Annotated in this window: 14 protein-coding genes; 4 read left to right on the top strand and 10 right to left on the bottom strand. The window is 70.9% G+C overall.

Annotated features, from left to right (window positions below):
- Entirely contained in the window at positions 1-189 is a 189-nt protein-coding gene (locus ACWCXH_RS26695; protein WP_449804007.1) for a hypothetical protein, read from the bottom strand.
- A gap of 162 nt (positions 190-351) precedes the next feature.
- Between ACWCXH_RS26695 and ACWCXH_RS26690 the strand changes: the two genes are divergently transcribed.
- Together ACWCXH_RS26690 and ACWCXH_RS26685 are read left to right on the top strand one after the other, a co-directional pair.
- Complete coding sequence (locus ACWCXH_RS26690) at positions 352-1,242, top strand: hypothetical protein (protein WP_449804006.1); 891 nt, start codon at positions 352-354, stop codon at positions 1,240-1,242.
- 196 nt (positions 1,243-1,438) lie between these two features.
- The gene (locus ACWCXH_RS26685; protein ID WP_449804005.1) at positions 1,439-1,633 is read left to right on the top strand and encodes a hypothetical protein; all 195 of its coding nucleotides are present in this window, start codon (positions 1,439-1,441) and stop codon (positions 1,631-1,633) included.
- An 11-nt stretch (positions 1,634-1,644) separates the two neighbouring features.
- On the opposite strand, the gene ACWCXH_RS26680 is transcribed toward ACWCXH_RS26685, so the two are convergent.
- Positions 1,645-2,031, bottom strand: a complete 387-nt coding sequence (locus ACWCXH_RS26680; protein WP_449804004.1) for a metal-sensitive transcriptional regulator — start codon at positions 2,029-2,031, stop codon at positions 1,645-1,647.
- Positions 2,032-2,415: 384 nt separating this feature from the next.
- Here ACWCXH_RS26680 and ACWCXH_RS26675 point away from each other — a divergent pair, with 384 nt between their 5' ends.
- The gene (locus ACWCXH_RS26675; protein ID WP_360263985.1) at positions 2,416-3,036 is read left to right on the top strand and encodes a DUF47 domain-containing protein; all 621 of its coding nucleotides are present in this window, start codon (positions 2,416-2,418) and stop codon (positions 3,034-3,036) included.
- Positions 3,037-3,041: 5 nt separating this feature from the next.
- Positions 3,042-4,037, top strand: coding sequence for an anion permease (locus ACWCXH_RS26670; RefSeq protein ID WP_449804003.1), 996 nt, complete (start codon positions 3,042-3,044; stop codon positions 4,035-4,037).
- A 106-nt stretch (positions 4,038-4,143) separates the two neighbouring features.
- Here ACWCXH_RS26670 and pstB read toward each other — a convergent pair whose 3' ends face one another.
- The 8 genes from pstB to mshD form a co-directional block, all read right to left on the bottom strand.
- Positions 4,144-4,920, bottom strand: a complete 777-nt coding sequence (gene pstB / locus ACWCXH_RS26665) for a phosphate ABC transporter ATP-binding protein PstB (protein ID WP_449804002.1) — start codon at positions 4,918-4,920, stop codon at positions 4,144-4,146.
- A 39-nt stretch (positions 4,921-4,959) separates the two neighbouring features.
- Entirely contained in the window at positions 4,960-6,036 is a 1,077-nt protein-coding gene (pstA, locus tag ACWCXH_RS26660) for a phosphate ABC transporter permease PstA (protein WP_449804001.1), read from the bottom strand.
- Positions 6,033-7,013 (bottom strand): phosphate ABC transporter permease subunit PstC, encoded by a 981-nt coding sequence (gene pstC, locus ACWCXH_RS26655; protein WP_449804000.1) that lies wholly within the window; start codon positions 7,011-7,013, stop codon positions 6,033-6,035. Before pstC ends, pstA begins: the two co-directional genes overlap by 4 nt.
- 146 nt (positions 7,014-7,159) lie before the next feature.
- Entirely contained in the window at positions 7,160-8,293 is a 1,134-nt protein-coding gene (gene pstS / locus ACWCXH_RS26650; protein WP_449803999.1) for a phosphate ABC transporter substrate-binding protein PstS, read from the bottom strand.
- Between the two features lie 246 nt (positions 8,294-8,539).
- Positions 8,540-9,028: an NUDIX hydrolase gene (locus tag ACWCXH_RS26645; protein WP_449803998.1), complete on the bottom strand. Its 489-nt coding sequence runs from the start codon at positions 9,026-9,028 to the stop codon at positions 8,540-8,542.
- A 1-nt stretch (position 9,029) separates the two neighbouring features.
- Positions 9,030-10,115 carry a CHAD domain-containing protein gene (locus ACWCXH_RS26640; RefSeq protein WP_449803997.1) on the bottom strand — a complete coding sequence of 362 codons (1,086 nt, stop codon included), beginning with the start codon at positions 10,113-10,115 and terminating at the stop codon, positions 9,030-9,032.
- Between the two features lie 103 nt (positions 10,116-10,218).
- Positions 10,219-12,396, bottom strand: coding sequence for an RNA degradosome polyphosphate kinase (locus ACWCXH_RS26635; protein ID WP_449803996.1), 2,178 nt, complete (start codon positions 12,394-12,396; stop codon positions 10,219-10,221).
- Positions 12,397-12,678: 282 nt separating this feature from the next.
- Positions 12,679-13,668, bottom strand: coding sequence for a mycothiol synthase (gene mshD, locus ACWCXH_RS26630; RefSeq protein ID WP_449803995.1), 990 nt, complete (start codon positions 13,666-13,668; stop codon positions 12,679-12,681).
- Between the last annotated feature and the right edge of the window lie 132 nt (positions 13,669-13,800).

Below are 13,800 nucleotides of genomic sequence, written 5' to 3'. Positions count from 1 at the left end.
CTACCCGGGTTCGCCCCCGCTGCCGGAGAGGTGGTCCGCCCCTTCGCGGCGGGCCAGGTCGCGCGAGCGGCGGGCCGGGGAGTACCAGCCGCAACTGCAGGTCGCGTAGGCGAAGGACCCCCGTTCGCTGATCGCGACGCGGTGCTCGGGCATCCGGGTGCCGGGCGCGGCCGACAACTCACTGTGCACGTCGTTCACGGTAGCGTGCCGGGCCCCCAGCCCGCGACGCCCTCCGCGCCCGGGTTCGGCGTAACCATCCGAGCCCCGACTCGTTTGCCCGACAAGAGCCCTGCCCACCCGGTGGTGTCCGGCAGGGCAGTCGGGCCCGAGGGGGTTGTCGCGAGGATGAAGATGACCGACCAGCAGCGCACCGAACGGCCGGGGCGCCGGCCGGTGCCACACCTGCGCTCGGCGGCCGGGGCCGCCCTGCTCGCCGCCGCCCTGACCGCACTGTCCGGCTGTTCGGGCGGGTCCGGCGGCGGCTCGTCCGACCAGAGCGTCCCCGATCAGCTCGCCGCGGACCCGGTCACCGCCGTCCGCAACGCCGCCGACATCACCGGCCGCACCGGCTCCGCGCACACGGCCACCGAGCTGACCACCGAGTCGACCGAGAAGAAGGCCGTCTTCGCCGGCACCGGCGGCTACGACTACGTGAAGCGGATCGGCCGCCTGGAGATCGCGGTGCCGCCCGGCGCGGCGACCACCGGCAAGATCGTCGAGGTGTTCCTGCCGGGCACGGTCTACCTGCAGAACAGCGGCGCCAAGGTGCCCGAGGGCAAGTGGGTCAAGCTCGACGTCCGCCAGCTGCCGGACGGCAACCTGGTCAGCAGCGGCGCCACCGACCCGGCCACCGCGGCGGGCGCGCTGCGCGGGGTGCAGAAGGCGGACGCGGTCGGCGCCGAGACGGTCGACGGGGTCCCCCTGCACCACTACCGCGGCACCCTGGACCTGTCGAAGGCGGCCGACGCGACCGGCGGCCGGGGCGGCGACGGCCTGCGGATGGGCGCCCAGACCTTCACCGTCAAGGACGTCCCGTACGACGCCTGGCTGGACGACCAGGGCCGACTGCACAAGGTGGTCGAGGTCTTCACCTTCGCCGGGGTGGCCGGTTCGAAGGAGGCCAAGGACCAGGTGAAGGTCACCTCGACCATCGCGCTGACGGACTTCGGCAAACCGGTGGAGGCGGCCGAGCCGGCGGCCTCGGACATCTTCGCCCTGAAGCCCACGGAGAGCCCGAAGTAGGCGGTCGGGGCAGCGCTCCGGCGCCGGGGCGTATCGGGGCGCCGCCGGAGCGGGTGGCCGTCCGGGGAGCCGCGGTCACCCGTTTCGGCGGCGCCGAGATGGCCCGTCCGTGCCATGTGGACGGGCTCCGAAGTGCCTAGGCTGGACGTCGGGTGGCTGCCGCCCGGGCTGGCGAGGCACTGAAGGGGTGGTGCAGGTGGTGTCGTCCACGGGCGGCCGCAGCAACGGCCACGACGACGCGGCCCTCGACGAGATCGAGCTGGCCGGCGAGCTGATGATCGCCGCGACGGCCAGCACCGGCGACCGGCTGCCGACCGAGCGGATCGACGAGGTGCTGCTCGACCGGCCCGAGCCCGGCCGGCCGGACGCTGACCGGTGTGACGGGCCGTAGGGCCCGCGGGCTCAACTGCGCAGCAGCCGGCTGATCGCGGCGGTGGCCTCCGCCACCTTGGCGTCGAGCTCGGCGCCGCCCTGTTCGGCCGCGGCCGCGACGCAGTGCCGCAGGTGCTCCTCCAGCAGGGAGAGCGCGAAGGACTGCAGGGCCTTGGTGCTGGCGGACACCTGGGTGAGCACGTCGATGCAGTAGACGTCCTCGTCGACCATGCGCTGGAGCCCACGGATCTGGCCCTCGATCCGGCGCAGCCGCTTGAGGTGGGCGTCCTTCTGCGCGCTGTACCCGTGCGGGCCGTGCCCGCCCTGGTGTGCTGCGGCGGCGGCCGGGGTCTGCTCGGCGTGCGGCTCGGTGCCGGGCGCGTGGTCCGCCTCGGTGCGCGCTTGCGTCGTGGTCATCGGCCCGCCTTCGTCTGAGTGCCTGGTGGCTGCGTCGGCCACCAGTGTCCAACACCGGGGCCGTCCATGGTGTTCCTGGGACCGGACCGGGCCCGGCGGGGCTTGGACGGGGGGCTGCGGACGGACGCGGGCGGCCCGCCGGCCGGGCTCACCCGTCTGGGCGGCGCCCCGGTCTTCCGTATGCAGGACGAGGGCAATCCGGGCGAGGTTCCGTCAGACTGGGGGCTCACTTCCGCACATGGAAGTGCGCTCCGGGTCCGTCGGTGCGACAGCCGAACGGAAGAGGAGGTTCCGCCTCCTGCCGAACCACCCCGTTTGCGCGATTGCGCTTGGTTGCACCTAGCATCGTTCAGTCCCTACCCCGCACATCGGAGATTGATTTCCGTGCGTTTTAGCCTGACCCCGAAGGAGACGAGCTTCTACGACATGTTCGCCGCCGCCGCGGAGAACCTCGTCGTCGGATCGAAGCTCCTGCTGGAACTGCTGGGATCAGACGTGTCGGCCCGCGCGGAGATCGTCGAGCGCATGCGCGCCGCCGAGCACGCCGGGGACGACACCACCCACGCCGTCTTCCACCAGCTGAACTCGTCCTTCATCACGCCCTTCGACCGCGAGGACATCTACAGCCTCGCCTCGTCGCTGGACGACATCATGGACTTCATGGAGGAGGCCGTCGACCTGGTCGTCCTCTACGACATCCAGACCCTGCCGAAGGGCATCGAGCAGCAGATCGAGGTGCTCGCCCGGGCCGCCGAGCTCACCGCCGCGGCGATGCCGAACCTGCGCAGCATGTCGAACCTCACCGAGTACTGGATCGAGGTCAACCGCCTGGAGAACCAGGCCGACCAGATCCACCGCAAGCTGCTCGCCCACCTGTTCTCCGGCCAGTACGACGCCATCGAGGTGCTCAAGCTCAAGCAGGTCGTGGACGTCCTTGAGGAGGCGGCGGACGCGTTCGAGCACGTCGCCAACACGGTGGAGACCATCGCCGTCAAGGAGTCCTGACCCCTGTGGACATGGCAGCACTCATCGCCGTCATCGGCGTTGCGTTCTTCTTCACGTACACCAACGGCTTCCACGACTCGGCGAACGCGATCGCCACGTCGGTCTCCACCCGGGCGCTGACCCCGAGGGCCGCGCTCGCGATGGCCGCCGTGATGAACCTGGCCGGCGCCTTCCTCGGCAGCGGTGTGGCGCACACCGTCTCCAAGGGCATCATCGAGACCCCGACCGGCAACCAGGGGATGGCGGTCCTGTTCGCCGCCCTGGTCGGCGCGATCGCGTGGAACCTGACCACCTGGTACTTCGGCCTGCCGTCCTCCTCCTCGCACGCGCTGTTCGGCGGCATGGTGGGCGCCGCGCTGGCCGGCGGGATCGACGTGATCTGGAGCGGCGTCCTCGACAAGATCGTCATCCCGATGGTCGTCTCGCCGGTGGTCGGCCTGATCGGCGGCTTCCTGGTGATGCTGGCGATCCTGTGGATCTTCCGCCGGGCCAACCCGCACCGCGCCAAGCGCAACTTCCGGGTCGCGCAGACCGCCTCGGCCGCGGCGATGGCGCTGGCGCACGGTCTGCAGGACGCGCAGAAGACCATGGGCATCGTGGTCATGGCGCTCACCATCTCGGGCCACCAGACCACCAGCGACATCCCGGTCTGGGTGAAGATCTCCTGCGCCACGATGCTCTCGCTGGGCACCTACGCGGGCGGCTGGCGGATCATGCGGACCCTCGGCCGCAAGATCATCGAGCTGGACCCGCCGCAGGGTTTCGCGGCCGAGGCCACCGCCTCGGCGATCATGTACATCACGTCGTTCGTCTTCAAGGCGCCGATCTCCACCACGCACGTGATCACCGCGGCGATCATGGGCGTCGGGGCCACCAAGCGGGTCCGCGCGGTGCGCTGGGGCGTCGCCGGGAACATCGTGCTCGGCTGGTTCATCACGATGCCGGCGGCCGCCATCGTCGCAGCGCTGATGTACTGGTTCGTCCACCTGTTCTGGGGCTGAGCCCGCTGAAGTGACAGGGCCCGCCCCCACATCTCGGGGGCGGGCCCTTCTCATGCTCCACGGCGGCACCGCCATGCAGCACCGTGGAGCAGCTCGGTCTCCGGATCTAGCCGAAGCGGCCGGAGATGTAGTCCTCGGTGGCCTGCACCGAGGGGTTGGAGAAGATCCGCTGGGTGTCGTCCAGCTCGATCAGCTTGCCCGGCTGGCCGACGCCGGCCAGGTTGAAGAAGGCGGTGCGGTCGCTGACGCGGGCCGCCTGCTGCATGTTGTGGGTCACGATGACGATGGTGAACTGGGACTTCAGCTCGCCGATCAGGTCCTCGATGGCGAGGGTGGAGATCGGGTCGAGCGCCGAGCAGGGCTCGTCCATCAGGAGGACCTGCGGCTCGACCGCGATGGCGCGGGCGATGCACAGGCGCTGCTGCTGGCCGCCGGAGAGGCCGGCCCCCGGCTTGTTCAGCCGGTTGTGGACCTCGTTCCAGAGGTTGGCGCCCTTCAGCGAGCGCTCCACGACCTCGTCCAGGACGGCCTTCTTCTTCACGCCCGCGAGGCGCAGGCCGGCGACCACGTTGTCGTAGATCGACATGGTCGGGAACGGGTTCGGCCGCTGGAACACCATGCCGACCGAGCGGCGCACGGCGACCGGGTCGACGTTGGAGGCGTAGAGGTTCTCGTCGTCCAGGAGCACCTTGCCCTCGACGCGGGCGCCCGGGATCACCTCGTGCATCCGGTTGAGGGTGCGGAGGAAGGTGGACTTGCCGCAGCCGGAGGGACCGATGAAGGCGGTCACCGAGCGGGGCTCGATGCTCATCGAGATGTCCTCGATGGCCTTGGTGGAGCCGTAGTAGGCCGACAGTCCGCTGACGTCGATGCGCTTGGCCATGATCGTTGCTTCTCTCGTCTGTCTTCGTCAGTCGGTCGCTCAGTGTCCGCCCTTGGGCGAGCGCCAGCGTGCGATGCCCCGGGCGATGAGGTTGAGCCCCATCACGAAGGCGATCAGCACCAGCGCCGCACCCCAGGCACGGGCGTAGCCGAAGTCGTTGTTGACCAGGGAGTACTGCTGCCAGATGTACATCGGCAGGGACTGCTGCGGTCCGTCGAACGGGTTGCTGTTGATGTAGTCGGCGCCGAACACCAGCATCAGCACCGGGGCGGTCTCGCCCGTGATGCGGGCGACCGCGAGCATCACACCGGTGGTGATGCCACCGATCGCGGTGGGCAGGACGATCCGCAGGATGGTCTTCCACTTCGGCACGCCGAGCGCGTACGACGCCTCGCGCAGCTCGTTCGGGACGAGCTTGAGCATCTCCTCGGTGGAGCGGACCACGACCGGCATCATGAGGATCGCCAGCGCGAGGCTGCCGGAGAAGCCGGAGTAGCTGAAGCCGAGGGCGAGGTTCCAGAGCGACAGGATGAACAGACCGGCGACGATCGACGGCACGCCCGTCATGACGTCGACGAAGAAGGTGACGACCTTGGCGAGCTTGCCGCGGCCGTACTCGACCAGGTAGACGGCGGTGAGCAGACCCACCGGGGCGGCCATCGCGGTGGCCAGGCCGACCTGCTCGAGGGTGCCGATCAGCGCGTGGTAGATCCCGCCGCCGGGGCCGGAGGCGATGACGCCCTTCATCGAGTGGCTCAGGAAGTACCCGTTCACCACGCCGGCGCCCTGCTGGACCGTGTAGACGGTCAGCGCGACCAGCGGCACGACGGCGAGGATGAAGGCGACCCAGACCACCGAGGTGGCGAGGCGGTCCTTGGCCTGGCGGCGGCCCTCGACCTTGGCCGAGAGGACGTAGCCGATCACGACGAAGAGGAGCGCCGAGATCAGGCCCCACTGCAGGTGGCTGGCCAGGCCGCCGACGGCGCCGACGGCGCAGCCGAGGGCGATCGAGCCCGCCGCGACGGCGGCCGGGGCCCACTTGGGCAGGCGGTTCGCGGTCAGCGCGTGGCCGAGCGGGCGGGCCTCCGCCGGGATGGTCGTGGTAGCGGCGGTCATGCTCCGGCCCCCGAGTACTCCTTGCGGCGGGCGACGATCAGCCGCGCGGCACCGTTCACCAGCAGGGTGATCACGAACAGGACGAGGCCGGAGGCCATCAGGGCGTCGCGGCCGTTGTCGCCGGCCTCGGCGAACTTCAGCGCGATGTTCTGCGCGAAGGTGCCGCCGCCCGGGTCGAGGATGTGCAGCGAGAGGACGCTGTTCGAGGACAGCACCACGGCGACGGCGATGGTCTCGCCGAGCGCGCGGCCGAGGCCGAGCATCGAGGCCGAGATGATGCCGGGGCGGCCGAAGGGCAGCACCGCGGTGCGGATCATCTCCCAGCGGGTCGCGCCGAGCGCGAGCGCCGCCTCCTCGTGCATCCGCGGCACCTGGCGGAACACCTCGCGGGAGACCGCGGTGATGATCGGGAGGACCATGATCGCGAGCAGGATGCCGACGGTGAACAGGTTGCGCGGGGTGGTGCCGACCTTGGTCTGGTCGAAGATGTACGTCCAGCCCAGGTACTGGTTGAGCCAGCTGGTCAGGCCGTCCATGTGCGGGACCAGGAACAGCGCGCCCCACAGGCCGTAGACGATGCTGGGGACGGCCGCGAGCAGGTCCACCAGGTAGGCGAACGGCTGGGCGATCCTCCGCGGCGCGTAGTGCGAGATGAACAGGGCGATCCCGATCGCGACCGGGACGGCGATCGCCATCGCGATGAGCGCGCTGACGATGGTGCCGAACGCGAGGACGGCGATGCCGAAGACCGGTTTCGGGGCGTCCGGCGTCCACTCGAAGGTGGTGAGGAAGTTGCCGTCGTTCTTGCTGAGCGCGAGGCCCGAGCGCCAGGCCAGGAAGCCGGCGATGGCGCCCATCACGACCAGCAGGAGGATGCCCGAGCCCCGGGCGAGGTTCATGAAGATCTTGTCGCCGAAGCGGCTGTCGCGCTGTCGGCGTTCCCTGCCTCGCGGGGCGGCAGGGGGGGATGAAGTCATTGGTCTACTCCGGTCTGGTGGTGCCGCCCCGGGAGGGGGCGGCACCATGGCGGCGGTGCCCCGGACGTGTTGCTGGGTCGGGCGTTCCGGTGGGACGGCCCCGGCCCCCTCGCTCACGGGGCCGCACCACCGGTGGTCCTGCTGGGTCAGGCCAGGGTCGGGATGACGGCGTTGACCTTGTCGGTCAGCTCCTTCGGCAGCGGGACGTAGCCCTTGTCGCCGATCGCCTTCTGACCGGCCTCGCTGGCGGTGTAGGTCAGGAAGGCCTTCAGCGTGTCGAGCGTGTCCGCCTTGTTGCCCTTGTCGCAGACGATCTCGTAGGTGACCAGGACCAGCGGGTAGGAGCCCTCGTCCTTGGTCGCGTAGTCGAGCTTCAGCGCCAGGTCGCTGCCGGTGCCCGCGATCTTCGCCTTGGCGAAGGTGTTGGCGGCGTTCTCGGCGGTCGCGGCGACCGGCTTGGAGGCACCGGTGTTTATCGCGGCGCTCTTCAGGCTGTTGGTCTGCGCGAAGGAGAGCTCGACGTAGCCGATCGAGTTCTTGACCTGCTTCACCTGGGCCGAGACGCCGGCGCTGCCGTTGGCCGACTGGCCGCCCTTGCCGGCCCAGGTCTTGGCGGCCGGGTAGGACCAGGCGCCGCCGCTGGCCGCGGCGAAGTAGTGGGTCAGGTTGTCGGTGGTGCCGGAGTCGTCCGAGCGGTGGAACGACTGGATGTCGGCGTCCGGCAGCTTGGCGCCCGGGTTGAGGGCGGCGATCGCCGGGTCGTTCCACTTGGTGATCTGCGAGTCGAAGATCTTGGCGGCGGTCGGGCCGTCCAGGACCAGGTTGTCGACGTTGTCGACGTTGTAGACGAGCGAGATCAGGCCGGCCGCCATCGGCAGGTCGATGCCCTGGCCGCCGGTGCAGGCCGCCTTGGAGGCGTCGACCTCGGCCGGCTTCAGGGCCGAGTCGGAGCCGGCGAACTGGACCTTGCCCTGGTTGAACTGCTGGACACCCGCGCCGGAGCCGCCGCCGCTGTAGTTGACCGTGGCACCGGAGCAGGAGGCGCCGAAGTTGGTCTTCCACACGTCGACGGCGTTGCCCTGGGCGGTGGAGCCCGCGCCCAGCAGCGGGGAGGGCTTGCTGCCACAGTTGATCGAGGGCGCGGCAGCGGAACCGCTGGAACCCGACCCGCCGGCAGTGTTGTTGTTGTCCGAGCCGCACGCGGCGAGCGACAGCGAGCTGACGAGCGCCATGGCACCGATCGCGAGGGCCTTGGTGCGGCCGTTCCGCTGGAGCTTCACTGGGGTGTCCCTTTCTGTGGCATTACCCGTCGCGCGGGCCGTGCGGACACGGCGGAGCGCGGGGGTTTTGCTGTGGTCCGGGGCCCGTGCGGCCCTCCGGTAGTCCCGAAGTTAGGCCGAGTAGGTGACACGACAGCCGGTCGCAAGTGAACGAGGAGTGAACCTCGAACGGATGGCAGGAAACTAGGTCAGGTAGTAACGGTTGCGTCACGGCAAGAACGCGGAGAGATCACTTCCACTGTTCCTTCACCAGCGGAACCCGTCTCTCCGTACCGGCTTCGCCCCCAGGATCGCCAGCAGGGCGTCCACCAGCAACCGGTCACGCTCGTGGGTCAGCCGAACGCGGGCCTTGCCCGCCGGGAGCCACTCCAACAGGTCCACCTCCCGGTTCGGCCGGAACGCCCCCGCGGTCGGCACCGCCGCCCAGTACCGGACCTCCTTCCGACGGCCCTGCACCGGGTAGTGCTGCGCCGGCAGCTCCGGACCGAGCACACAGGTGAACCCGGTCTCCTCCCGCACCTCGCGCAGCGCCGCCTCGGCCATGCCCTCGCCGGGGTCGAGCTTGCCCTTCGGCAGGCTCCAGTCGTCGTACTTGGGCCGGTGGATCACCGCGATCCGGGGCCGCCCCAGCCGACCGCTCTTCTTGGGCCGGCCGGGCAGCCACAGCACCGCGCCCGCGGCGAGGATCACCGGGGCGTGCTCCGCCGCCTGACCGGAGCTCGAGCGATCGCGCAATTCATGCCGTCCGTGGTGCGGGGGAATACCCCCAGCCCTCGGCGGGGGGAATCTCCAGCCAGCCGTCCAGGCCTGGCGGGAGCTCGGGCCACCGGCGGCCGAAGGCGTACCGCGCCGCCTCGACCTCCAGTCGTTGATCAGCATGCACCACGCCCAGCACGTAGGCGGTGGCGGGGGTGATCCGCGGCGTGCGCGCCGCCGTCGCCGCGGTGACCGCCGCGTCCGCCGCCTCCTGGTGCCGGCCCAGCACCTCGTCCAGCTCGTCCAGCTCCACCGACGGGCGGCCGCACACCTCCAGCGCGTAGCGGGCCCGCTTCACCAGGATCCGCATCCGCGCCCACGGAGCGTCGTCGGCCGCCAGCGCCGTGTCCGCGTCCACCGCGCCGCGGGCCTGCGGAACGGCGCCCAGGCGGCGCAGCCCGTCCCCGCCGTACGGCGTGGCGGCGCGCTGGAGCGGCAGCTGGGCGGCGCTCGCGGTCAGCGCGGTGAACGCGGCGGCCGCCTGCGGCATCAGCACCGCGCCGGCCCGCGCGTTCGCCGACTCCAGCAGCGGCGCGTCGCCGACCAGCAGTGTCATCCGGTCCGCCAGCGCGTGCAGCCGGGCCGACCGCAACTCCTGGAGCACGGTGGAGTGCGCCCTCGTCCGGGCCAGCGTCAGCTGCCGGTCCAGCAGCGCCCGCGCCTTCGGCGCGCCTGCGTGCCCGGCCAGCATGCCCGTCCCGTCCGGGTCGGTTCCGCTCAGCGAGTCGAGCGCGCCCAGCAGCCGGGCGGAGCGCCGGACGTACCCGGGCTCCAGCGCGAGCAGGTTGAGCAGCCAGCGCAGCTCGGTGCGCGACTCCTGCGCCCAGGTCTGCTCGAAGACGCTGCCGAAGGTGTGCAGCAGTCCGCCGATCCGCCGCACGGCGCCCAGCAGGTCGGCGGTGCCGGCCGCCGGGACGACGGCCGTGCCAGGTCTGGCGCCGACCTCGCCCACCGCGAGCGGCAGGGCGCGCAGGAACGCGCCGGCCTGGGCGGTGAGATGGCTGGAGAGGATGGCCCCGGCGGTCGCTGTGGAGGCCGCCCGGGCCGTCATCGGCGCTTCGGTCATGGCGTGGTAGATCCCCGTTCCCCCGGGTCCGTCCCCCGGGGCTGGTGGCCGACCGCCGGAGCCGTTCCCCTGCCGGCTCCAGCGGCTCGCATCAGTGGTCGCGTCAGCGGGAGGTGGCGGCCCGGCGGCGCTGGCGCGAGTCGATCAGCAGGTCCTGGATGTGCCGCAGCGGGCGGCCCTCGGCGTCCTGCGAGTGGCGGGTCCATGCGCCGTCCGGGCCGAGGTGCCAGGACTCGGTCTCGTCCGACACCCCGAGGTCGAGCAGCCCGGACAGCTCGGCGCGGTGTGCGGGATCGGTGATCCGCAGCAGCGCCTCGATCCGGCGGTCCAGGTTGCGGTGCATCATGTCGGCGCTGCCGATCCAGACCTCCGGATCGCCGTTGTTGCCGAACACGAAGAGGCGGGAGTGTTCGAGGAAGCGGCCGAGGACGCTGCGGACCCGGATGTTCTCGCTCAGCCCCGGCACGCCCGGGCGGATCGCGCAGATCCCGCGGACCCACACGTCCACCGGCACGCCGGCCTGCGAGGCCCGGTACAGCGCGTCGATCACGGCCTCGTCGACGATCGAGTTGACCTTGAGCTTCACGTAGGCCGGGCGGCCCGCGCGGTGGTGGGCGATCTCGTTGTGGATCCGCGAGACCAGGCCGTCGCGCAGGCCGCGCGGAGCGGTCAGCAGACGGCGGTAGGACTCGCGGCGCGAGTAGCCGGACAGGCGGTTGAACAGGTCCGAGAGGTCGGCGCCGACCTGCGGGTCCGAGGTGAGCAGCCCGAGGTCCTCGTAGAGCCGGGCGGTCTTCGGGTGGTAGTTGCCGGTGCCGACGTGCGAGTAGCGCCGCAGGGTGTCGCCCTCCTGACGGACCACCAGCGACAGCTTGCAGTGCGTCTTCAGCCCGACCAGGCCGTAGACGACGTGGCAGCCGGCCTCCTCCAGCTTGCGGGCCCACTTGATGTTGGCCTGCTCGTCGAAGCGCGCCTTGATCTCGACCAGGACCAGTACCTGCTTGCCCGACTCCGCCGCGTCGATCAGCGCGTCCACGATCGGCGAGTCGCCCGAGGTGCGGTACAGCGTCTGCTTGATCGCCAGGACGTCCGGGTCGGCCGCGGCCTGCTCCAGGAAGGCCTGCACCGAGGTGGAGAAGCTGTCGTACGGGTGGTGCAGCACGACGTCCCGCTCGCGCATCGCGGCGAAGATGTCCGGCTGGGAGGCCGACTCGACGTCGGTCAGCCCGCGGGCCGTGCCCGCCACGAACTTCGGGTACTTGAGCTCCGGGCGGTCCAGCTCGGAGATCCCGAACAGGCCGGTCAGGTCGAGCGGGCCGGGCAGCGGGAAGACCTCCGCCTCGGTGATGTTCAGCTCCCGCACCAGCAGGTCCAGGATGTAGGGGTCGATCGACTCCTCGACCTCCAGCCGGACCGGCGGGCCGAAGCGCCGCCGCATCAGCTCCTTCTCCAGGGCCTTGAGGATGTTCTCGGTGTCGTCCTCCTCGACCTCCAGGTCCTCGTTGCGGGTGACCCGGAAGGCGTGGTGCGCGAGCACCTCCATGCCCGGGAACAGCTCCTCCAGGTGCGCGCCCATCACGTCCTCCAGGGGGACGTAGCGCTGGGGCGAGGCCTCCAGGAAACGGGCGAGCGACTGCGGGACCTTCACGCGGGCGAAGTGCTTGTGCCCGGACACCGGGTTGCGCACCACCACGGCGAGGTTGAGGGACAGCCCCGATATGTACGGGAAGGGGTGTGCCGGGTCGACCGCCAGCGGGGTCAGGACCGGGAAGATCTTCTGCCGGAAGAGGGTGTGCAGGCGGGCCTGCTCCTTCTCCGCCAGCTCCGGCCAGCGGACCACCTCGATGCCCTCGGTGGCGAGGTCCGGCAGCACCTCCTGCTGGAACGCGGCGGCGTGGCGGGCCATCAGCTCGCGCGAGCGGGTCCAGATCAGGTCGAGCACCTCGCGCGGCTGCAGGCCGGAGGCGCTGCGCTGGGCGACGCCGGTGGCGATCCGACGCTTGAGGCCGGCCACCCGGACCATGAAGAACTCGTCCAGGTTGCTCGCGAAGATGGCGAGGAACTTGGCCCGCTCCAGCAGCGGGATCTGCGGGTCCTCGGCGAGTTCGAGGACCCGCTCGTTGAACGCGAGCCAGCTCCGTTCGCGGTCCAGGAACCGGCCCTGCGGAAGCTCCTCGAAGTCCTGCTCGTCCACCGTCGACGGCTCCGGCGGCAGGCCGAGCGCATTCGACATCCGGGTCGGCGGGGACAGCGGGGCAGAGACGGGGCGAGGGATGCTCATGGGCTCCAGCTCCTCCAGCAGCAGGACGGCGTCCGAACGCGAATGGCTCTGCGGACCGTCGTCATCGCCCGACGCCAACGTCCACCCACCCGGCGCGGTCCGTACAGGACCGGCCGAGGTGTTTCGGCCGCCGCTGCACGAGCGAGACACTACGGACTTCATCCTGTGATCTTCGCGGCAACAATTGAATCCACGGTAAACACCGCATGGCCAGGAGGAAAGCTGAGTCGGTCGGGGCCGGAGCGGCGCCGCCCCGCACCCTGCCCCGACCGGCACTTGCGGCTAGACCGCCCGGTCCGCCTGGTACTGGACGCGATACATGAGGTCCACCTCGTGCACGGTGAATCCCAGTCGTTCATATACCCGCACGGCGGCCGGATTGTCGGCGTCGACGTAGAGAAGTACGGTCTCCAGTCCACGCTCACCGGGGCCTGAGCCGGTCAGGTGACGCAGGCCCGCCGCGGTCAGCGCGCGACCGAGGCCGCTGCCCTGCTCGGCCGGGTCCACCCCGACGACGTACACCTCGCCGAGCGCCGGCTCGGAGGCCGTGGCCTCGTGCACCTTCGTCCAGTGGAAGCCGACCACCTTGCCGTCGCGGGTGGCCAGGAAGAAGCCGGCCGGGTCGAACCAGGGCTCGGCCAGCCGGTCGGCCAGGTCGCGCTGGGTCCAGGCGCCCTGCTCGGGGTGGTGGGCGAAGGCGAGGGCGTTCAGCCTCAGCCACTCGGCGTCGTCCTCGCCCGGACGGAAGGTCCGCAGCTCGACGCCCTCGGGGAGGGGAACAGTATCGGTCTGCGGGCCGGTGCGGCGCATCTGCCGCAGCTCGCGGACCAGCTCGGCACCGTACCGGTCGGCCAGGTGGCGGGCCGCCGGGTGGCCTCCGTGCACCCAGAAGTCGACGGCGTCCCGGCCGGCCCGGTGGGCCTCCGCGAGCACGGCCTCCACCAGGGGGCGGGCGAGGCCGCGGCTGCGGACGGTAGGAGCGATCACGAGTTCGGCGGCGGGGTTGGCGTGGGCTTCCGGGGCCGCGTCCTGGGGGGCTTCCAGCTGGGGGACTTCCAGCTGGCCGTAGGCGACAACGGCCTCGTCATCAACCTCGATGAAGTGGGTGACGCCAGGGCGGGGCACATCCGAGGAACGCAGCCGGAGCCGGCCCTGCTCGGACACGGCCGCGCGGCCGTCGACGTCCTGGGCATCCGCGAGCACGCGCAGAGCACCGTCGCGCTGCTCGGGCCGGAGCACGCTGTTCGCAATGACCGCTGTCTGTTCGTCCATGGACTGACAATACGTCACCGGGGGTCGCCGTCACCGTAAACGCGAAGAACCCCCATCCGGAATCCGGATGGGGGTTCTTCAGAAGAATTGTTCGGCGGCGTCCTACTCTCCCACAGGGTCCCCCCTGCAGTA

This window comes from Kitasatospora sp. NPDC001660, from assembly GCF_053596725.1.
Note: the sequence above shows the minus strand (reverse complement) of the source record. Positions and strands in the feature narration are given on the sequence as shown.